General features: G+C 71.1%; 17 protein-coding genes and 1 tRNA gene. 4 read left to right on the forward strand and 14 right to left on the reverse strand.

What is annotated here, in order from left to right; genetic code table 11:
• Positions 1–33: 33 nt before the first annotated feature.
• A complete protein-coding gene (locus NYF13_RS08735) occupies positions 34–684 on the forward strand; it encodes a class II aldolase/adducin family protein (protein ID WP_315655504.1) in 651 nt (216 codons plus the stop codon).
• Between the two features lie 6 nt (positions 685–690).
• On the opposite strand, the gene NYF13_RS08740 is transcribed toward NYF13_RS08735, so the two are convergent.
• The 10 genes from NYF13_RS08740 to NYF13_RS08785 form a co-directional block, all read right to left on the reverse strand.
• Positions 691–1,395, reverse strand: coding sequence for an HD family phosphohydrolase (locus NYF13_RS08740; RefSeq protein ID WP_315655505.1), 705 nt, complete (start codon positions 1,393–1,395; stop codon positions 691–693).
• Positions 1,396–1,468: 73 nt separating this feature from the next.
• A complete protein-coding gene (locus tag NYF13_RS08745) occupies positions 1,469–2,107 on the reverse strand; it encodes a hypothetical protein (protein ID WP_315655506.1) in 639 nt (212 codons plus the stop codon).
• A gap of 6 nt (positions 2,108–2,113) precedes the next feature.
• A complete protein-coding gene (locus NYF13_RS08750; RefSeq protein WP_315657268.1) occupies positions 2,114–3,052 on the reverse strand; it encodes a hypothetical protein in 939 nt (312 codons plus the stop codon).
• A 389-nt stretch (positions 3,053–3,441) separates the two neighbouring features.
• A complete protein-coding gene (locus NYF13_RS08755) occupies positions 3,442–4,875 on the reverse strand; it encodes an MBOAT family protein (RefSeq protein WP_315655507.1) in 1,434 nt (477 codons plus the stop codon).
• 327 nt (positions 4,876–5,202) lie between these two features.
• Complete coding sequence (gene rlmB, locus NYF13_RS08760; protein ID WP_315655508.1) at positions 5,203–6,159, reverse strand: 23S rRNA (guanosine(2251)-2'-O)-methyltransferase RlmB; 957 nt, start codon at positions 6,157–6,159, stop codon at positions 5,203–5,205.
• A 31-nt stretch (positions 6,160–6,190) separates the two neighbouring features.
• The gene (gene cysS / locus NYF13_RS08765; RefSeq protein ID WP_315655510.1) at positions 6,191–7,576 is read right to left on the reverse strand and encodes a cysteine--tRNA ligase; all 1,386 of its coding nucleotides are present in this window, start codon (positions 7,574–7,576) and stop codon (positions 6,191–6,193) included.
• 141 nt (positions 7,577–7,717) lie between these two features.
• The gene (locus NYF13_RS08770) at positions 7,718–8,404 is read right to left on the reverse strand and encodes an HAD family hydrolase (protein ID WP_315655511.1); all 687 of its coding nucleotides are present in this window, start codon (positions 8,402–8,404) and stop codon (positions 7,718–7,720) included.
• A gap of 94 nt (positions 8,405–8,498) precedes the next feature.
• Positions 8,499–8,972 carry a 2-C-methyl-D-erythritol 2,4-cyclodiphosphate synthase gene (gene ispF / locus NYF13_RS08775; protein ID WP_315655513.1) on the reverse strand — a complete coding sequence of 158 codons (474 nt, stop codon included), beginning with the start codon at positions 8,970–8,972 and terminating at the stop codon, positions 8,499–8,501.
• The gene (locus NYF13_RS08780) at positions 8,969–9,598 is read right to left on the reverse strand and encodes a 2-C-methyl-D-erythritol 4-phosphate cytidylyltransferase (RefSeq protein WP_315655514.1); all 630 of its coding nucleotides are present in this window, start codon (positions 9,596–9,598) and stop codon (positions 8,969–8,971) included. The genes ispF and NYF13_RS08780 overlap by 4 nt, the downstream gene beginning before the upstream one ends.
• A 95-nt stretch (positions 9,599–9,693) precedes the next feature.
• Positions 9,694–10,185 (reverse strand): CarD family transcriptional regulator, encoded by a 492-nt coding sequence (locus NYF13_RS08785; protein ID WP_004559016.1) that lies wholly within the window; start codon positions 10,183–10,185, stop codon positions 9,694–9,696.
• Positions 10,186–10,470: 285 nt separating this feature from the next.
• On the opposite strand from NYF13_RS08785, the gene NYF13_RS08790 reads away from it, so the two are divergent.
• Positions 10,471–11,175: a hypothetical protein gene (locus NYF13_RS08790; RefSeq protein ID WP_315655517.1), complete on the forward strand. Its 705-nt coding sequence runs from the start codon at positions 10,471–10,473 to the stop codon at positions 11,173–11,175.
• 32 nt (positions 11,176–11,207) lie between these two features.
• Positions 11,208–12,569: a DNA repair protein RadA gene (radA, locus tag NYF13_RS08795; protein WP_315655519.1), complete on the forward strand. Its 1,362-nt coding sequence runs from the start codon at positions 11,208–11,210 to the stop codon at positions 12,567–12,569.
• 123 nt (positions 12,570–12,692) lie between these two features.
• On the opposite strand, the gene NYF13_RS08800 is transcribed toward radA, so the two are convergent.
• The 4 genes from NYF13_RS08800 to NYF13_RS08815 all read right to left on the reverse strand — a co-directional run bounded on the left by NYF13_RS08800 (position 12,693) and on the right by NYF13_RS08815 (position 19,011).
• Positions 12,693–13,226, reverse strand: a complete 534-nt coding sequence (locus tag NYF13_RS08800; protein ID WP_315655521.1) for a hypothetical protein — start codon at positions 13,224–13,226, stop codon at positions 12,693–12,695.
• Positions 13,227–13,388: 162 nt separating this feature from the next.
• Entirely contained in the window at positions 13,389–15,923 is a 2,535-nt protein-coding gene (gene otsB / locus NYF13_RS08805) for a trehalose-phosphatase (protein ID WP_315655523.1), read from the reverse strand.
• 40 nt (positions 15,924–15,963) lie between these two features.
• Entirely contained in the window at positions 15,964–17,403 is a 1,440-nt protein-coding gene (locus NYF13_RS08810; protein WP_315657270.1) for a trehalose-6-phosphate synthase, read from the reverse strand.
• Between the two features lie 96 nt (positions 17,404–17,499).
• Positions 17,500–19,011 (reverse strand): threonine/serine exporter ThrE family protein, encoded by a 1,512-nt coding sequence (locus tag NYF13_RS08815; RefSeq protein ID WP_396287262.1) that lies wholly within the window; start codon positions 19,009–19,011, stop codon positions 17,500–17,502.
• A gap of 199 nt (positions 19,012–19,210) precedes the next feature.
• Between NYF13_RS08815 and NYF13_RS08820 the strand changes: the two genes are divergently transcribed.
• Positions 19,211–19,283: transfer RNA gene (locus NYF13_RS08820), tRNA-Thr, on the forward strand.
• Positions 19,284–19,314: the final 31 nt, after the last annotated feature.

The raw sequence follows: 19,314 nt of genomic DNA on the forward strand, positions 1-19,314 counted from the left end.
CACAGTGGACCAGCCGGGCGTGGGCGGCCGGGCGTGATCCTGGCGCGGGAGCGGGCGGCGGTCTGTGCCCACGCCCGCCGGATGGTGGCCGACGGGCTGGTGGTCGGCACGTCGGGCAACGTGTCGGCGCGGAACGGGACCCTGGTCGCCGTCACCCCCACCGGCGTGGACTACGCCGGGCTCGAACCCGCCGACATCCCCGTGGTCGGCCTCGACGGCGAGCTCGTCGACGGGGAGCTGAAGCCGACCAGCGAGCTGCCCATGCACCTGACCGTCTACCACCGGGCGGTGGACCCGGACGGGACCGCGGTGACGGCCGTGGTGCACACGCACTCGGTGCACGCCACCGCGGTCTCGACCCTGCTCGACGAGGTGCCGCCGATCCACTACATCCTCGCGTCGATCGGTCCGAGCGTGCGCGTCGCCGAGTACGCGACGTACGGCACGGAGGAACTGGCGTCGGCGATGCTCAAGGCCCTCGACGGGCGTCGTGGCTGCCTGCTCGCCAACCACGGCACCGTGGCCTACGGCGACGGTCTCGCCGCGGCCTACCACCGGGTGCAGCAGCTCGAGTGGGTCTGCCGGCTGTGGCTGCTGGCCCGGTCCGCGGGCAGCCCGGCGTTGCTGCCGCCCGCGGAGATCGAGCGGGTGGTCGAGAAGCTCAAGGACTACGGCCAGGGCTGAACCGGCTCAGGACGCCGCGAGGGTGCGGTCCACCGCGTGCACGGCGTCCAGCAGCTGGACGACCGTCGGATCGTCCACGGCCTCCTTGATGCAGCGCCACAGCTGGAGGTTCGCGGTGGCCCAGCGGGAGTAGGTGGCGGCGGCCTGCGGGTTGTAGAAGTAGTAGCCGCTGTCGTGGACGTCGCACTGCTCGCCGACGATCTTGTGCGCCAGGTCCCGCAGGCTGACGTCGTTCTCCTCCAGGTAGCGGTGCGCGAGCACCACGGGGGTCACGGGCAGTGACTTGAAGAGCGTGTCGGCGTCGCTCAGCGCCTGCGCCTCCAGGGAGATGTGCGGGCCGCGGTTGGCCATCTCGGCCTCGTCGATGAGGTCGTCGATCCGGTCCGCGACCTCGTCGGGCACGCCGCAGTCGGCGAGCAGGCCCCGGCGCAGCTCGCTGCCGGCCGCGGCGGGCGAGTTGCGCAGGACCAGGTAGTTCACGTCGTGCACCAGGGCGGCCACCTCGACCACGGCCGGGTCGGCGCCGTTGGCCGTGGCGAAGTCGACCGCCTTGGCGCGGACGAAGCTGACGTGGTGCCAGCCGTGGAACGGCAGCCGTTCGGCGTACCGCCAGCACAGCTGCTGGACGCGGTTCTCCACCGCGCTGATGGTCACGGGGGCGATCGTGGCGGTGGCGATCGTCGGCGGGACAGTGCTCTTTTGCGCGCGCATACACCTCTCCGATCCCGGCTTCGGCATTCAAGCGGGTGGAGCAATGGTAGGCGCCCGTGACGGCGGGGTGTAGCTAGAGTCGGTCGGCCAGTTCCCCCAATCGGACCTCCACCGGAACGTGACGATGGCCGATTCCCGTGCCCGGGTCGTACGAAAGGCTGGAAATGGTCACCGGGCGTGATTTCACGAGGAAGGTCATGGTCCCGTCGCCCGCCTCGGGAATGCGGTGGAATTCGTCGGCGAGCATGACCGAGCAGGCGCCCGCCTGGCACAGCGTCCGGCGCCGGAGCTGCGCGGAGGTGATCAGGCCGCTGTCCCGGTCGCAGGTGGTGGAGTAGCGCTCGTGCAGGTAGTTACCCCGGAGAATGGTGGTGCAGAAGTGGTACCTGTGGTTGTGCACGGAATCGGCGTAACCCTCGCGCCAGTCCTCCTGCGGTTTGTACTCGTGCAGCCAGAACGAGAACGGTTCGTGCGGATCGTCCCGCAGGCACCAGGCGAAATGGGTGGTCGTCTCGCGAGAGCCGCGAAGCAGCACCGCGGTGTTTTCCGGGCTCGGCGTGCGTAGCAGCGAGCGCAGCTCTTCGCGCAACGCGGTTTGCGAGGCCCATTCCCGGAACCAGACGTCCACGGTCCGCCAGTCCTGCTCCAGCGGGAAGCCCGCCGCGCGCAGCCGGGCGGCCAGCTGGTTGAGGGGGGACAAGCGAGTGAGCAAGTCGGCTCAGCTCCCTAGCTCGGCTCGTGCGGAGAACTCGGCCCGGAAGGCGTGGAACCTTCCCTCCAGGTCGCGGAAGTTCTCCTCGGTCAAGTCGGATCCGGTGATCTTGTGGAACAGGGCGAGGAAATCGGCCCGCGTCGTCGCGGAGGTGATGCGGAAGTGGCGGCCGGTCCGCGACTGCGAGAGCCGCAGGAACTCGGCGCGTTCCATGTTGTAGATGAAGGAGCCTTCGGTGAACCGCAACGACCTCGGGTACAGCTTGGTCGCGCCGTGCACGTCGCTGTACAACGTGACCCACACGCTGGCGTCGAACATCTCCAGCCGGTCCAGCGGCGGGTCCGCGACCACGGTGATGTCCACCTGCGCGCACCGGCTGCGGGCCAGGAACAGCCCGACGAGTCCGATGTGGATCTCCTCGTGCAGGCCGCTCTGGATGGCCTCGTAGTCGACTTCCGCGGACTCGCGGCGCAGCAGGTAGCGCGCGCGGCCGCTGATGGACCCGGCGTCCCGCGGGTCGGCGATCACGGCGTGCAGCTCGCGATCGGTGCGGGTCAGCAGCAGCCGGGCCGCCGCGTGCCGCCCGGAGAAGCCGCGGAAGAAGTACTGGCGCGTGTTGTCGAGGTCCGACATCAGCACCCGGTTGAACGCCGGGTCGGGGTCGGTCGTCGCCTCGAACACGTGCGTGGGGAAGAACTCCTTGTTGAGCGAGCGGTATTCGGCGCTGAGGTCTTCGAGCGCCCGCCGGCTCTCTTCGATCAACGGCGTGACCATCGCGCGCTGCGACGCGCTGGCGGTGATCAGGGTCTGCCCGAAGCCGACCAGCGCGGAGATGAGCGTGCCGGTGCCGAGTGAGGTGACCAGGGTCTTGCCCGTGCCGGCGTCCATCATGCTGGAGATCCACAGGCTCAGCACCGCGACCACGACGAGCACGGTCAGTAACAATGTGGTCCGGGTCCAGAAGATCTCCTGCAACGAATTTCGACGAGGGCGGCCGGCTTCCGCGACCACAGTCCACCTCCTTGAAAATCACTCGAACGGACGAGTGCAATGCGTATCGGTTCGAGCGCGGGGAGTTACTTTACGCGCTTGGCCGGAGCCGCGAAATAAGAAATTCGGGGGACAAAGTTTCGCGATGGAGGTGACTCTGGGCAAGAATTTTCCCGTTGAGCGGTTTTCGCCTGAGCGCCGAAACCCCGGAGGGCGCATCCCCCGCGCGGGCGGTGTCCCGGTGTCACCGAACGCAGACAGTCACCTGGGGGTTGCTCCGGCGACTGATCAGGACGGTGTCGCCGGGACGCACGCACCCGCGCCGCGCCGTTCCAGCCCCGCGGCTAGAACTGGTAGTAGAGGAACGGGCTGAAAGTCCCGGTGGCGACCAGGATCGCCGCGTAGACCAGGCCGACCGTCATCACGCCGACGCGCAGGACGGCCGCGCCGCGGCTTCGGGAGGATTCCAGCAGCGGGCCCGTGACCGGGTGGGCCGGGAGGACGAACACCGCCAGCGCGGCCAGCAGGATCACCAGCCGCTGGTTGGTCAGGGCGCTGGCCACGACGTCGCCGAGGCCGCCGAAGTCCGGGAGGAGCATGTGGCCGATCATGGCGAGCGCGTGGCCCAGGTCGGCGGAGCGGAAGAACACCCAGCCGAACACCACGAGCAGCAGCGTCACGGCGCGGCGCGCGATCCGGCCGGCCGGGCCGGCGGGCGTCTCGGCCAGGTCGAAGCGGCGCTCGATCACCAGCAGGGCACCGTGGTAACAACCCCAGATCAGGAACGTCCACTGCGCGCCGTGCCAGAAGCCGGTGAGCACGAAGACGATGCACAGGTTGCGGTAGGTGCGCCCGGCGCCGGAGCGGTTGCCGCCCAGCGGGATGTAGACGTAGTCGCGGAACCAGCGGGACAGGGACATGTGCCAGCGGCGCCAGAACTCGGTGATCGTCACCGAGGAGTACGGGCGGGCGAAGTTCTCCGGCAGCCGGAAGCCGAGCATGCGGCCGAGGCCGATCGCCATGTCCGAGTAGCCGGAGAAGTCGAAGAACAGCTGCAGGGTGTAGCCGATGGCGCCGAGCCAGGCCGTCGCGAAGGTCATCTGGTCCGGTGGCGTCGAGAAGCACGCTTCGACCATCGGGCTGAGCGAGTCGGCGACGATGGACTTCTTGCACAGCCCCAGCGCGAACCGCGGGAAACCGGCCGCGATGTCGTCGATCCGGTGGGAACGCTGCTGCGGCAACTGGTCGGCGATCTCGCGGTACCGCACGATCGGTCCGGCCACCAGTTGCGGGAACATCGCGATGTAGGCCGCGAACGCCACCGGGTTGCGCAGCGCCCGCCGCTCGCCGCGGTAGATGTCCACCACGTAGGAGATGTGGTGGAAGGTGTAGAAGGAGATCCCGATCGGCACCACGATGCCGGCGACCCCGAGGTCCCCGCCGAACCAGTGCGAGACCGCCGCGATCTGCTGCGTCGCGAAGCCCGCGTACTTCCAGACCACCAGCACCAGCACGTCCAGCGTGACGACGCCGATCAGGATCCGGCGGCGCCGCTTCCCCCGCAGGTCCCACGGGCTCGGTTCGAGCGCGGGCCCGGCGAGGAAGTTGGCGGCCATGCAGAGCAGCAGCAGGAACAGGTAGGGACCGGCGCCGATCGTGTAGAACAGCAGGCTCGCGACCGCGACGATGCCGTTGCGCCAGCTCCGCGGGCACACCAGCACGGCGACCAGCACCGTGGGCAGGAAGTACCACAAGAACAGCGGTGAAACGAACGACATCGGTGATGGACCCCCTCGGTTCCGGAGCTGACCTTAGCCCGAGTGGGTGGCGCGGGGGGAGCGAAGCCCGCAGGATCACGGCCCGGATGCACCGCTGGTGCCCGCCGGTCCGGGCTGCGGGTCCGAAGGATGCCCGGCGGTGGCCCTTCACCTCGTCCGAGGGTGCGGCGTTCCCGTCCGACCGGCGACGGACGACGGAACCGCGGACCGCGGCGTCGAGTCGTCCACAATCGGTGCGGGCTGTGGAGGAACTGTGGAAGAACCTGGGGAGCGTGCGGCGCTCCGGCCGCCCGGGTCAGGCGGATCGGCCGGAGCGCGGGACCGGCGTCAGATCCGCCCGGTCAGGCGGCGACGGCGGGCGACCTCGGCCAGCAGCACCCCGGCGGCGACCGAGGCGTTCAGGGACTCCACCCCGGCGGCCATCGGGATCGAGACCGTGGCGTCGCAGGTCTCGCGGACCAGGCGGGACAGGCCGCGGCCCTCCGAGCCCAGCACCACGACCAGCGGTTCCGCGGCCAGCTCCAGCGCGTCGATGTCCACGGTGCCGTCCGCGTCCAGGCCGACGATCATCAGGCCCTTCGACGCCCACGCCTTGAGCTGGCGCGTCAGGTTCGTGGCCACCGCGATGGGCAGCTTCGCCGCCGTGCCCGCGCTGGTGCGCCACGCCACGGCGGTCATGCCCGCGCTGCGCCGCTCCGGCAGCAGCACGCCGTGCGCGCCGAACGCGGCGGCCGAGCGGATGACCGCACCCAGGTTGCGCGGGTCGGTCACCCCGTCGAGCGCGACGAACAGCGGGGTGTTGCCCGAATCGCGCGCGGCGGTCATCAGGTCGTCCGGGTGCGCGTACTCGAACGGCGGCACCTGCAGGCCGAGGCCCTGGTGCATGGCCCGGTTGGTCTTGCGGTCGAGCTCCTCGCGCGGGATCTCCAGCAGCGAGATGCCCTTGTCGCCCGCCAGGCGGACGGCTTCGTTCACCCGGTCGTCGAGGTCGATGTTCAGCGCGACGTACAGCGCGGTGGCCGGCACGCCGGCCCGCAGCGCCTCGACCACCGGGTTGCGGCCGGCGATCAGCTCCGGCCGGTCGGCCTTCTTCTGCCGCGACTGCTCACGCGTCTTGGCGGCGTTCGCGGCGCGGTACGCCTTGTGCCCGGGGCGGTCCTCGGCCTTCGGCGTGGGGCCCTTGCCCTCCAGCGCCTTGCGCCGCTGCCCGCCGGAGCCGACGACCTGGCCCTTCTTGGTGCCGGTCTTGCGGATGGCGCCCTGACGCCGTGAGTTGCCTGCCATGTAACGAGTCCTTAATCCGCCGCAGCGGCGATCAGGAGTTCCTGACCGTCCACTGCGGACCGTTCGGGGTGTCCTCCACCACGATGCCCGCCTGCACGAGGCGGTCACGGGCGGCGTCCGCGCGCGCGAAGTCCTTCGCGGCGCGGGCCTGCTGCCGTTCGGCGAGCAGGCTTTCGACCAGCTCCGCGAGGGCCTCGCGGACCGGGGTGTCCGAGCCGCCCTCGGACCAGTGCGCCGACAGCGGGTCCAGGCCGAGCACGTCGGTCATCGCGCGCACCGAGGCGGCGAGTTCGAGCGCCTTGGGGGTGTCGCCATCGTCGAGGGCGGCGTTACCGTCGCGCACCGTGTTGTGCAGCACGGCGAACGCGGCGGGGGTCGCGAGGTCGTCGTCCAGCGCGGCGGCGAACTCTGGCGCCATCCGGCCGATCGGCACTTCGCCGGCGGCCACCGCGCGCCGCACGAAGCCCTCGACCCGCCGGTAGCCCTGCGCGGCCTCGGCGACCGCGCCGTCGGAGTACTCGATGGTGGACCGGTAGTGCGGCTGCACCAGGTAGTACCGCAGTTCGGGGGCCCGGTAGCGCTCCAGCAGGGCCGGGATCGACACGGTGTTGCCCAGCGACTTCGACATCTTCTCGCCCGACAGCGTCACCCAGGCGTTGTGCAGCCAGTACCGCGCGAAGCCGTCTCCCGCCGCATTCGACTGGGCGCGCTCGTTCTCGTGGTGCGGGAAGACCAGGTCGACGCCGCCGCCGTGGATGTCGAACTCGGCGCCGAGGTAGTTCGTCGCCATCGCCGAGCACTCCAGGTGCCAGCCCGGGCGGCCGGCGCCCCACGGCGTCGGCCACGAGGGTTCGCCCGGCTTCGCGCTCTTCCACAAGGTGAAGTCCCGCGAATCACGCTTGCCGCGCGTCGGCGTCTCGCCCTGCTGGACCTCGTCGAGCTGCTGACCGGACAGCGCCCCGTAGCCGTCGAAGGACTTCACGGAGAAGTAGACGTCGCCGTCCGCCGGGTAGGCGTGGCCGTCGTCGATCAGCCGCTGGATCAGCTCGACCATCTGGGTGATGTGCCCGGTCGCGCGCGGGTTGACCGAGGGCGGGAGGCAGCCGAGCGCGTCGTAGGCCCGCTCGAACTCGAACTCGTGCTTGGTCGCCCACTCCCACCACGGCCGGCCGGCCTCGGCCGCCTTGGTGAGGATCTTGTCGTCGATGTCGGTGACGTTGCGCACCAGCAGCACGTCGAGTCCACTGTGGAGCAGCCAGCGGCGGAGCACGTCGTAGTTCAGCACCCCGCGCACGTGCCCGATGTGCGGCACGCCCTGCACGGTGGCCCCACACAGGTAGATGGACGCCGTTCCGCTGCGGACGGGAACGAACTCCCGGGGGGCACGGGTCGCGGTGTCGAACAGGTGTAGGGCCACCCCAAGAGGGTACGGGGCGGCCTGTGCGGATAGGTACGGGCCGTCCGTACCCGTCCTCTACCCCGCCGGTGGCCCCTGCCGCGAGCAGGTGTGGGCCACGTCTCGCGCGGGTCCGGTACGGTTCCGCCCGGCCCGAGCCGGTCAGCGCAGGCCGTGCTCCCGCAGCGCGCCGAGCAGGGCGTCCGGCCGCTCGGTGGTGGGCAGCGGTTCGACCAGCGCGAACGCGCAGCCCAGCGCGCGGGCGCCGCCGTCGGCCTCCTCGCTGTCGCCCACCATCAAGGTCTCTTCGGCGCGCACGCCGAGCTTGTCCAGCGCGTCCCGGAAGATCGCCGGCTCCGGCTTCACCGCCCCCACCTCGAACGACAGGGTGAACTCGTCCACGCGCGCGTCCCACCCGCGCTGCGAGAACGCCGGGCGGATGTCGAAGGCGATGTTGCTCAGCACCCCGACCTTGCGGCCCTGGCCCGCGACGGCCTTCAGCGCCGCCTCCGTGTCCGGGTACGGCGTCCACTCGCCCGGGGTGATCAGCCGCTGGTAGAGCGCCTCGGCCTGCTCCGGGCGCGGAACACCGGAGCGGCGCAGCACCTCGAGGTAGACCTTCCGGTGCAGCCGCGGGTCGCGATCACGCTCGCGCCACGCGTGCTGGTGCTCTTCGTCGAGCTCCACGACCTGCCCGACCGGCGCGGTCATGCGCCGCATCAGCTCGGTCTGCGCCTCGACGTCGAGCGCCGTGCCGTCGGCGTCGGCGAGCCCGTCGAGCCAGAAGGCGTTCTGCTCGAGCCGGAAGAGCGTGCCTGAGAAGTCGAACAACACCGCGTTGATGGCCACGGTCCCAGCCTAGCCAAAACCACCGGCCGGCCAGGAGACCGGGAGTTGCACCCCGCCCCGGCGGCGAGCCCGGTCCGGGCGGTGGTGCCGGTGATCACGGCCGGACGAGCAGGGCGGTGGCCACCGCCGCGATGCCTTCGCCGCGGCCGGTGAGGCCGAGTCCGTCGGAGGTCGTGCCGGCGACGCTCACCGGTCCGCCGACGGCCTCACCGAGCACCTTCTGCGCCTCGTCACGTCGCTTCCCCACGCGCGGGTGGTTGCCGATGACCTGCACGGTCGCGTTGGCCACCCGCCACCCGTCCGCCTCGATCAGCCCGCGGACCTCCGCGAGCATCTGCGCGCCGTGCGCGCCGTCCATCCGCGGGTCGCCGGTGCCGAAGACCGCGCCGAGGTCGCCGAGCCCGGCGGCGGACAGCAGCGCGTCGCACAGCGCGTGGGCCGCGACGTCGCCGTCGGAGTGGCCGGCGCAACCGTCGACGTCCGGCCAGCGCAGCCCGGCGATCCAGCACTCGCGGCCGGGTTCGATCGGGTGGACGTCGACACCGTTGCCGACCCGGAGGTCGTTCACAGGGGCTCCTCGTGACCGTGCAGGGCCACCAGGGCCTCGGCGAGAGTGAGTTCGAAGGCGCTCGCGACGCGCATGGCGTCGTGATGCCCGGGGACGGTGGTGGCCCCGGCGCGGGCGGCCGCGTCGAGCACGTCGTCCTCCGCGAGCGCGGCCCGGAACTGCGGGAGCGGGAAGCCGACGGGGGTCTGCGCGGTGCGGAGCCCGTCGCGGTCGACGGTGCCGGTGATCCGGCGGGCCCGGTCGGTCGACTTCACCGTGTCCGCCATCGGCAGCACCGGGACGACCACACCCGCGCGGGCCGCGCCCAGTACGTCACGGATCGTCCCTTGTGGAGTGAACGCCCGGAGCGCGTCGTGCACCAGAACGGTCGCGTCCGGGGAGAGCTCGGGCTCGACGGCGGCGAACGCCTGCCGGAGCGCGGGGCCGGGGACCACCCGGCAGCGGTCGGCCGGGAAACCGGTGAGAGCCCCGGAAAACGAAGCGGCACACCGCTCGGGGGCCACCACGGCCACCAGATCGATCTCCGGCAGGCCGAGCAACCCCCGCGCGGTGTGCGCGAGGAGAACTTCACCGTTCACCACGGCCAGAGCTGACTCCGGATCCGTGGTACGGGTTGCGACAGTCACGAACACGACGTTCTGCACCGGCTGGCTCATCGAATCGTGATCGTAGAGCGGCGGCTGCCCGGTGCCTCCGCCGGGCGAACCGATCGACCCAGGGGTCAGACCGTCGCGGTTTCCAGCACCTCGTCGAGAAGGACTTCCGCCTTGTCCTCGTCGGTGCCCTCCGCGAGCGCGAGCTCGCTGACCAGAATTTGCCGCGCCTTCGCCAGCATCCGCTTCTCACCGGCTGAAAGTCCGCGGTCCTTCTCTCGCCGCCAGAGGTCGCGCACCACTTCGGCCACCTTGTTCACATCGCCGGAGGCGAGCTTCTCGAGGTTGGCCTTGTACCGACGAGACCAGTTCGTGGGCTCCTCGGTGTGCGGCGCACGCAGTACGTCGAAAACCTTGTCCAGTCCTTCTTGCCCGACGACATCACGAACACCGACGATCTCGGCGTTGTCAGCGGGCACGCGAACCGTGAGATCCCCTTGCGCGACTTTGAGGACGAGGTACTTCTTTTCCTCGCCCTTGATCACGCGGGTTTCGATGGCTTCGATGAGTGCGGCACCGTGGTGCGGGTAGACGACGGTCTCTCCGACCTTGAAAACCATGTGTCCTCTGCCCCTTTCGCTGAGTCCATCTTAGCACGGTCCTCCGAGGTCCACCTACTGCCTGGGATCGTCGTCGCAGGTCAGCGGCCTGGGCGGGGGTTGACAAACCCGGGGGCCGCGTGCTCATGCAGGTGACGGGAATGCGCTGATCGACCCCAGTGGATTCCTAAGTGGACGGTTGATCTTGAACGGGCGGCGCGGGCGCAAGGCGGACCGGTTCCGCGCGCGCGGGCATCCCCGGCTAGTCTTCGTCGTGACGAGGCCGTGAGATGGAAGGACTCCGACGTGAGGCTGCAGAATCGCCGCGTGCTCGGCGCAGGTGTGTCGGCGCTCGGCGCCGCGCTCGTGCTCGCCGGCTGCGGAGCCGGTCAGATCACCCAGACCGACACCCAGCAGCCCGCGGTCAACGGCACCTACGCGCAGGTGAAGACCCTGGTCCTGCGCGACGCCGCCGTCGTCTACCCCGCTCAGGGCGCCGGCTACTCGGCCGGCCAGTCCGCCCCGCTCACGCTGACGCTGGTCAACCAGGGCGCGCAGGACGACCAGCTCGTCTCGGTGACCTCGGACGCGACCGGCGGCCCGGCCACGATCAGCGGCTCCACCGCGATCGTCGCCGGTCACTCGCTGGTCATCGGCCCGTCCGACGCGGTCGAGTCGACCAACCAGCAGGGCCCGTCCTCTTCGGCCCCGGCCTCCCAGACCTCCGCCCCGCCCACCGAGACCGGTTCGCCGTCCAGCAGCTCGGGTGCTCCGACCTCGGGCAACGACGTCGCGACCTCGGGTCCGGCCTCGCCCTCGCCCTCGCTGCTGGTGCCGACCGAGGTCGGCGTCGGCACCGTGGTGCTGCCGAACCTCAAGCAGCCGCTGTGGCCGGGGCAGACGATCAAGGTCACCTTCACCTTCCGCAACGCCGGACCGGTGGTCGTCGAGCTGCCGGTCGCCGCCCCGGCCCACGACCAGGCCCAGGGCAACGCCGCGGCGGGTCACTGATTTCTGTCGGGGCCCACCGCTAGCCTCGGCGCGTGGTGAAGAAGAGCAACACGGTCTACCGGTGCGCCGAGTGCGGGCACGAGGCGGCCAAGTGGGTCGGGCGCTGCGCCGAATGCCAGGCCTGGGGCACGCTCGAGGAGCGGGGCGGGGCCAATCCGGCGATCGCGCGGGTCGCGGCCGGTGCGCCGAGCGCGCCCGCGCGGCCGATCGCCGAGGTCGACGTCGAAGCGGCCCGGGCCAAGGCCACCGGGGTGCCCGAGCTCGACCGGGTGCTCGGGGGCGGTCTGGTGCCGGGCGCGGTGGTCCTGCTGGCCGGTGAGCCCGGTGTCGGCAAGTCGACCCTGCTGCTGGAGGTGGCCTACCAGTGGGCGGTCACGGCCGGGCGGTCCCTCTACGTCACCGGCGAGGAGTCGGCCGGCCAGGTGCGGTTGCGCGCCGAGCGCACGGGCAACGTGCACGGTGAGATGTTCCTCGCGGCCGAGAGCGACCTGGCGGCCATCCTCGGGCACGTCGACGCGGTGAAGCCGGGCGTGCTGATCGTCGACTCGGTGCAGACCATGGCCTCACCGCAGGCGGAGGGTGCCCCGGGCGGGGTCACGCAGGTGCGCGCGGTCACCGCCGGGCTGGTCGCGCTGGCCAAGGAGCGCGGGCTGCCCGTGGTCCTGGTGGGACACGTCACGAAGGACGGCTCGGTGGCCGGCCCGCGGGTGCTGGAGCACCTGGTCGACGTCGTCCTGCAGTTCGAGGGCGACAAGCACTCGACCCTGCGGATGGTGCGCGGGGTCAAGAACCGCTTCGGCGCGGCCGACGAGGTCGGCTGCTTCGAGCTGACCGAGGGCGGCATCGTCGGGGTGCCGGACCCGTCCGGGCTGTTCATGAGCCGCACCGCCGAGCCGGTGCCGGGCACGGCGATCACCGTGGCCGTCGAGGGGAAGCGGCCGCTGCTGGGCGAGGTGCAGGCGCTGGTCTCGAGCACCGGCATGCCCCAGCCCCGGCGCGCGGTCAGCGGGTTGGACTCGGCGCGGGTGGCGATGGTGCTGGCCGTGCTGGAGAAGCGCGGGAAGCTCAAGCTGGGCGACAAGGACGTGTACGTCGCCACCGTCGGTGGAATGAAGATCACCGAGCCGGCCATCGACCTGGCCTTGGTGCTGGCCCTGACCTCTTCGCTGCACGAAGTGGCGTTGTCGCCGAGGCTGGTGTCGCTGGGCGAGGTCGGCCTGGCCGGTGAGGTCCGGCGGGTGCCGAACGTCGCCCGCCGCCTGGCCGAAGCGTCCCGGCTCGGGTTCACCCACGCGTTGGTGCCGCCCGATTCGGGCAAGCTGCCGGACGGGATCCGGGTGCTGGAGGTCGGCGACGTCGCGAGCGCGCTGAACGCCGCCAACCACGCGCAGTAACCCGGCTCAGCCGCCGGTGATCTCGCGTAGCTGGACGTCGAATTGCTGATGGTCAGCAGCGCACGCCTCGCGGGTAGACCTACTTTGGTCGTTATCCGGACTTCGCAGACTTTTCGCCCGGAGTTACCAAATCGGGTGATCGCTGAAGCGTTCCAGCGTGGCGACCGAGGGGCGGACGTAGAAGAGGCCGACGCCGTAGCCGAGGACGCCCAGCGCGAAGTTGGCGCCGGTGGCCAGCAGGTCGCTGACCCCGAGGTGGTTGTGGTCGTGCCACAGGTCGACCAGCGCCGAGGTGGTCAGCGCCAGCAGGCAGGCCGTGACCAGCGCGGTGAAACAGCCGCGCAGCAGGGTGCGGGTGAACCGCGCCCGGGTGATGACGAGGTAGTCGCCGAGCAGGCAGCGACGGGCGCCCAGCACCACGACGGCGGTGGCCAGCACGGCCAGCACCGGCAGCAGCAGCGCGACCCGGCCGAGGACGGCATCCGGCAGCGCGTGCCCGTGCAGAGGACCGTTCACGAACACGGTCAGGCCCAGCACCAAAGTGGTGCCGACGGCCAGCGCAACCCCGGTGACCAGGGAACCAGCGCGAACTCGGGCGGCGAACAGCGGGGGAAGCGGCGCGTACCCCTCGGCTTGCTGACCGTAGAACTGCTTCACCGCCCACCTCCGTACCGAGACGAAACGAACGTGCAGATGCCCGTGAATCCCAGCTTAGGGGACCGACCGGCGAGCGGCTCACCCGTGTCACCGGGCCGTGGTAACACCGACGGGCCCGTTCCGCCGGTTGGCGGAACGGGCCCGTTCGGGTGAAGAGGGACGTCAGGCCCGCTCCGCCAGCAGGTTCGCGCAGCGAATCAGCCCGAGGTGCGAATACGCCTGTGGGTGGTTGCCCAGCGACCGTTCCGCGATCGGGTCGAACTGCTCCGGCAGCAGGCCGGTGGGGCCGGCCGAGCTGACGATCTGGCTGAACAGCTCCTCGGCCTCGTTGCGGCGCCCGGTGTGCAGGTAGGCCTCGATCAGCCAGGCCGCGCAGATGTGGAAACCGCCCTCCCCGCCGGGGAGGCCGTCGTCGCGGCGGTAGCGGTACACGGTCGAACCGCTGCGCAGCTCGGCCTCGATCGCCGTGACGGTGGACTGGAACCGCTCGTCGGCCGGATCGATCAGCCCGGTGAGCCCGACGAACAGCGAGGCCGCGTCCAGGTCGGTGCCGTCGTAGGCGGTGGTGAACGCCTGGACCTCGTCGTTCCAGCCGTGCTCCAGCACGTCGGCCTTGATCCGGTCGCGCAGCTCGGGCCAGGCCTCGGGCACCTCCCGGCCGTAGACGGCGCCGAGCTTGACCGCGCGGTCGATCGTCACCCAGCACATCACCCGCGAGTACACCCGGTGGCGCGGTACGTGCCGCTCCTCCCAGATGCCGTGGTCGGGCTCGCTCCAGCGCCGCGTGACGGCTTCGGCCATCGCGCGCACCATCTGCCAGTCCTCGTCCCGCAGCCCGCCGCGCACCTCGGCCAGTGTGCCGACCAGCTCGACCACCGGGCCGAACACGTCCAGCTGCACCTGGTGGTTGGCCAGGTTGCCGACGCGCACCGGCCGCGAGCCGGCGTACCCGGGCAGCGACTCGATCACCGCCTCGGCCCCGATCACGCTGCCGGACAGGGTGTACAGCGGGTGCAGCCGCTCGGGACCGGCCAAAGTGGACAGCACCCCGTGCAGCCACTCGAGGTAGCCCTCGGCCTCCGCGGTGGACCCCAGGTGCACCAGCTCGCGCACGGTCATCGCGGCGTCGCGGACCCAGCAGTAGCGGTAGTCCCAGTTGCGGACGCCGCCGATCTCCTCGGGCAGCGAGGAGGTCGCGGCGGCCAGCACGCCGCCGGTGTCGGTGTTGACCAGTCCGCGCAGGGTCAGCGCGGAGCGCCGGACCAGCTCGGTCTGCACCGTCGGCAGCTTCAGCTTGTCCGCCCAGTCGCTCCAGTAGCGGCCCGCCCGGTCCCGGCGCTCCAATTCGGACAGTTCGTGGCCGGCCAGGTCCGTGGTGCCGCAACGCAGCTCCAGCACCACCGGGTTGTCCGGCTTCGGCTGCACCAGCGCGGTCGCGGTGTCGTGCAGGCCGTCGGAGCTGATGGTCCAGTCGATGCCCGGCGCGCGCAGCACGAACGGCTCCGAGGTGCCCAGCACGCGCAGGCCCTCGCCCTCGGCCACCAGCTTCACCGGCACGCCGCCGAACTCCGGTCGCGGCGCGAACACCACCTGCGCCGCCGCTTCGCCCGAGATCACGCGCACGATGTCCGTGCGGTGCGCCGGGCTCTCCGGCTCCAGGTAGTCCGTGACCAGCAGGCGCGACCAGCGCGTCTCCACCGTCATGGTGTTCGGCAGGTAGCGCTGGCCCAGCGGCAGGCCGTTGCGGTGCGGTTTGATCGAGAAGTGCCCGGCCCCCGGTCCGCCGAGCAGGTCGGCGAACACCGCGGGGGCGTCCGGGGCCGGGTGGCAGAGCCAGGTCAGCTTCGCATCCGGCGTGACCAGCGCGACCGAGCGCTCGTTGGCCAGCATCGAGAGCCGCTCGATCGGCGGCGCCGACTCGCCGTAGAGCCAGTTGCGCCGCTCCTCCAGCACGAACGCCAGCACCAGCGCGACGTCGACGGTGTCCGGCACGCGGTAGCCGGCCAGCGTCTCACCGTCGCCCACCTTGATGCCCAAGTCCGGTCCCGACAGCCGCGCGAACGCCTTCTCGTCGGTCACGTCGTCGCCGAGGAAGATCGCGGCGGTCGCACCGACCTGGTGGCGGAGGGTGTCGAGCGCGTTGCCCTTGTCCGTCTGGACGACCGCGAGCTCCACCACCTCCTTGCCGTCGGTGGTGGACACCCCGGGCCAGGTGGACGGGCCCTCGTGCACGGCCCCGAGGACCCGGCGACCGGCCTCGTGCTCGGCCCGGCGCACGTGCACCGCGATGCTCGCGGGCTTCACCTCGAGCGACACCCCGGGCACGTCGAGCACCAGCGCCTCGAGCTCCGATTCGAGCCGGCGGTGCAACGAGCGGGCCTGTTCGTCGAGGGCGTGGATGAACCCGATGTCGAACTCCGACCCGTGGCTGCCGACCAGGTTCACCTCGGCCGGCAGCCGAGACAGGGTCGCCAGATCGCGCAGGGCCCGGCCCGAGATGACCGCGGTCGTCGTCTCGTGCAGGCCGGCGAGCGATCTGAGCGCCCCGACCGACTCCGGCAGCGGCCGGGCTTCGTCCGGGTTCGCGGTGATCGGAGCCAATGTGCCGTCGTAGTCGCAGGCGACCAGCAGACGCGGGGTACGGGCGATCTGCACGATCGTGCGCCGTAGCTCCGCAGGCAACGCCTCGGCGGTCAACACTCCTCCTCAGGAGGTCCAGCGCGGTACGGGGGGAGGGTCAGTCGACCGGCTCCGCACCCAGCGCCTGCAGGAACGAGCGTGCCCACCGGTCGACGTCGTGGGTGAGGACCTGGCGACGCATGGCGCGCATCCTGCGTCGGCCCTCGGCGGGGTCGAGCGTAATGGCAGCCTCCATCGCGTTCTTCACCCCGTCCAGGTCATGCGGATTGACCAGGAACGCACTGGTCAGTTCGGCCGCCGCGCCGGCGAACTCGCTGAGCACCAGAGCGCCGCCGAGATCGTGTCGGCAGGCGACGTACTCCTTGCACACGAGGTTCATCCCGTCGCGCAGCGGAGTCACCACCATCACGTCCGCGGCGGAGAAGAACGCGGCCAGCTCGGTCCGGTCCACCGACTGGTGCAGGTAGTGCACGACCGGGTGGCCCACGCGGGCGAACTCGCCGTTGATCCGGCCGACCATCTGCTCGATCTCGCCGCGCATCCGCTGGTAGTGCTCCACGCGCTCACGGCTCGGGGTGGCGAGCTGCACGAAGGCGACGTCCTCCGGGCGCAGCCGCTCCTCGTGCAGCAGCTCGTGCATCGCCTGCAACCGCAGGTCGATGCCCTTGGTGTAGTCGAGGCGGTCGACGCCGAGGATCACCGTCTTGGGGTTGCCGAGGTCGCGGCGGATCTCCTTGGCGCGCTCGATCACGCCCTTGGTGCGGGTCAGGCTGTCCAGGCCGGTGGCGTCGATGGAGATCGGGAACGCGCCGACGCGCACCGTGCGGTCGCCGACCTGCACCAGGCCGGGCCGGGACCGGACGCCGACGGCGCCGCGGGTCGGCTCCAGGCCGACCAGCTGGCGGGCCAGCCAGAGGAAGTTCTGCGCGCCGCCCGGGCGGTGGAAGCCGATCAGGTCGGCGCCGATCAGCCCGCGCACGATCTCGGCGCGCCAGGGCAGCTGCATGAACAGCTCGACCGGCGGGAACGGGATGTGCAGGAAGAAGCCGATGCGCAGGTCGGGGCGCAGCTCGCGCAGCATCGCGGGGACCAGTTGCAACTGGTAGTCCTGGATCCACACGGTGGCGCCCTGGGCGGCCACCTCCGCGCTGGCCTCGGCGAAGCGGCGGTTCACCTTCACGTAGCTGTCCCACCAGGCCCGGTCGAACACCGGGCTCTCGACGACGTCGTGGTAGAGCGGCCACAGGGTGGCGTTGGAGAAGCCTTCGTAGTAGTCCCGGACCTCGGCCGAGGAGAGCGACACCGGGTGCAGCACCAGACCGTCGTCGTCGAACTCGTCGACGTCCACGTCGGGTACGCCGGGCCAGCCGACCCAGGCGCCCTTGCGGGATCTGAGGAACGGCTCCAGCGCCGACACCAGCCCACCCGGGCTGGCCGTCCAGCGCTGGCCGCCCTCCGACGTGCGTTCCAGGTCGACCGGCAGCCGGTTGGCCACCACGACGAAGTCGGCGGAGGGCGTGCTCTTCTGGTCTGCCATCGCTTCGGTCACTACAGCTGCTCCCTCGTTTTCCTCGGGTCGCGGCCCCGGCCCAACCCTATCGCGAGCGCAGCGAGCCGGATGGTGACCAACCGGTTACTCCAGCCACCGGTCCGAAGGCTCCATCGGCCCCGCCATCCGCGGCCCGGCGAACTTCCGCTCCAGCCGGCCGAGCCCCGTGCGGACCGGCTGCGCCAGGTATTCGCCCAGCACCACCCCGGCGGCCAGCGCCAGCCCGACCGCGACCGCCGTCATCAGGGTGGAGATGTTGCCCCCCGGCTCGACCCCTAATTGGTATAGACCACGATAGGTGGAAAGGCCGGGCAGCAGCGGCGTGATCCCGGACACGGCCACGACGAGCGGCGTGACCTTGAGCCGCCGCGAAAGCACGCCGCCGCAGAAGCCCACGAGCGTCGCCGCGATCGCCGACGCGCTGACCGCCTGGAAGTGGAGCAGGATCAGCCCGCCGTAGACGAACGTGCCGATGGCCCCGGCCGCCGCGGCGACGAGCAGCGCGCGCAGCGTCGAATACGAGGCGAGCGCGAAGCAGGCGGCCGCACCGGCGCCGCCGATCACGACGACCGGCAGGTACCGCAGGGTCGTGGTGGTGACTTCAAGCAGCGGCTTGCCGGACAGCTGGAACATCCTCGCGAGCTTCAACGCGAACACCACGCCGGTGATCAGCCCGGCGCTCATCAGCGCGGTCTCCATGGTGCGGCCGGCGGCCGTGACGTAGTAGCCGGTGATCGCGTCCTGCACCGCCGAGACGGTGGAGAGCCCGGAAAGCAGCACGGTGACCGCCGCGGCGACGACCAGCGTCGGTTTGTCCGTGGTGAGGATGCCGCTGCTCACGATCACCATCGCGGACAGCGTCGCGACCAGGCCGCCGACCACCTGCTGGAAGAAGAACGGGAGGTTGAAGCGGTTGAGGTACCGGCCGAGGCGGTCGATCACCGAGGAGATCACGAAGGCCACGGCGGCGATGTCCGGCCCGCCGCCGAGCAGAAGCGCGACGAACGCGGCCAGCCCGCCCCACGCGACTGTCGCGACCCAGCGCGGGTACGGGTGCTTCGCGGTGGTGACGCGTCGCAGCTCGGTGTACGCCTCCTCCGCGCCCATGTGGCCGCGGACGATCTTGCGGACCAGCATCTCGGTCTCGGTCAGCCGCGTGTAGTCGAGGCTGCGGGAGCGGACCACGCGCAGTGCGGTGACGGGGGCGAGGTCGGTGCCGCGGTGGCAGGTGACGGTGATCGAGGTGAAGATGACGTCGACCTCGCAGTGCGGCAGCCCGAGCGCGGCGGCGAGCGCGATGATCGTGGCGGTGACGTCGGACGCGCCGGCGCCACTGGACATCTGCACCTCCCCGATGCGCAGCGCGAGGTCCAGCACGAAGTTGACGGTCGCGTCGTCCGGCGGCTGCGGCCCGAGCGCTTCGCCCGCGTCGACGGCGGGCTGCTCGGCCGTCGGCGCCTCCAGGATGTGCCAGGCGCGGCGGCGCAGCAGGTTCGGCCGGGGTTGATGCCGTTCGGAGCGGGGCTGCGGGGACTCCAGGATCGGCCACCGTCTGCGCTGGGCCCCCTGGTCGGCGCGCTCGTTGATCTTCCTGATCGATCCCACCTCCTCGTCGTTTCCCGGAGACCATCGGCCGACCGGCCCCGGCCGTTGCACCGTCGCGCAAGTGGCGTGCACCACGTTCTGCGACGATCGTGCCGCAGCCGCCCGGACGCCGCCGTCCCGCGGCCGGGGGCTGGGAGCCGACGAGGGCCCACCGGTGCCGATATACTCCGTCCCGCGTCCGTCGACGCAGGCCGACATAGCTCAGCTGGTAGAGCAGCAGTCTTGTAAACTGCAGGTCAGGGGTTCGAGCCCCCTTGTCGGCTCTCTTCCGACCGGTCCTGGAATCGGCCCCGA

This window comes from Amycolatopsis sp. PS_44_ISF1 (assembly GCF_032335455.1).
Taxonomy (GTDB): domain Bacteria; phylum Actinomycetota; class Actinomycetes; order Mycobacteriales; family Pseudonocardiaceae; genus Amycolatopsis.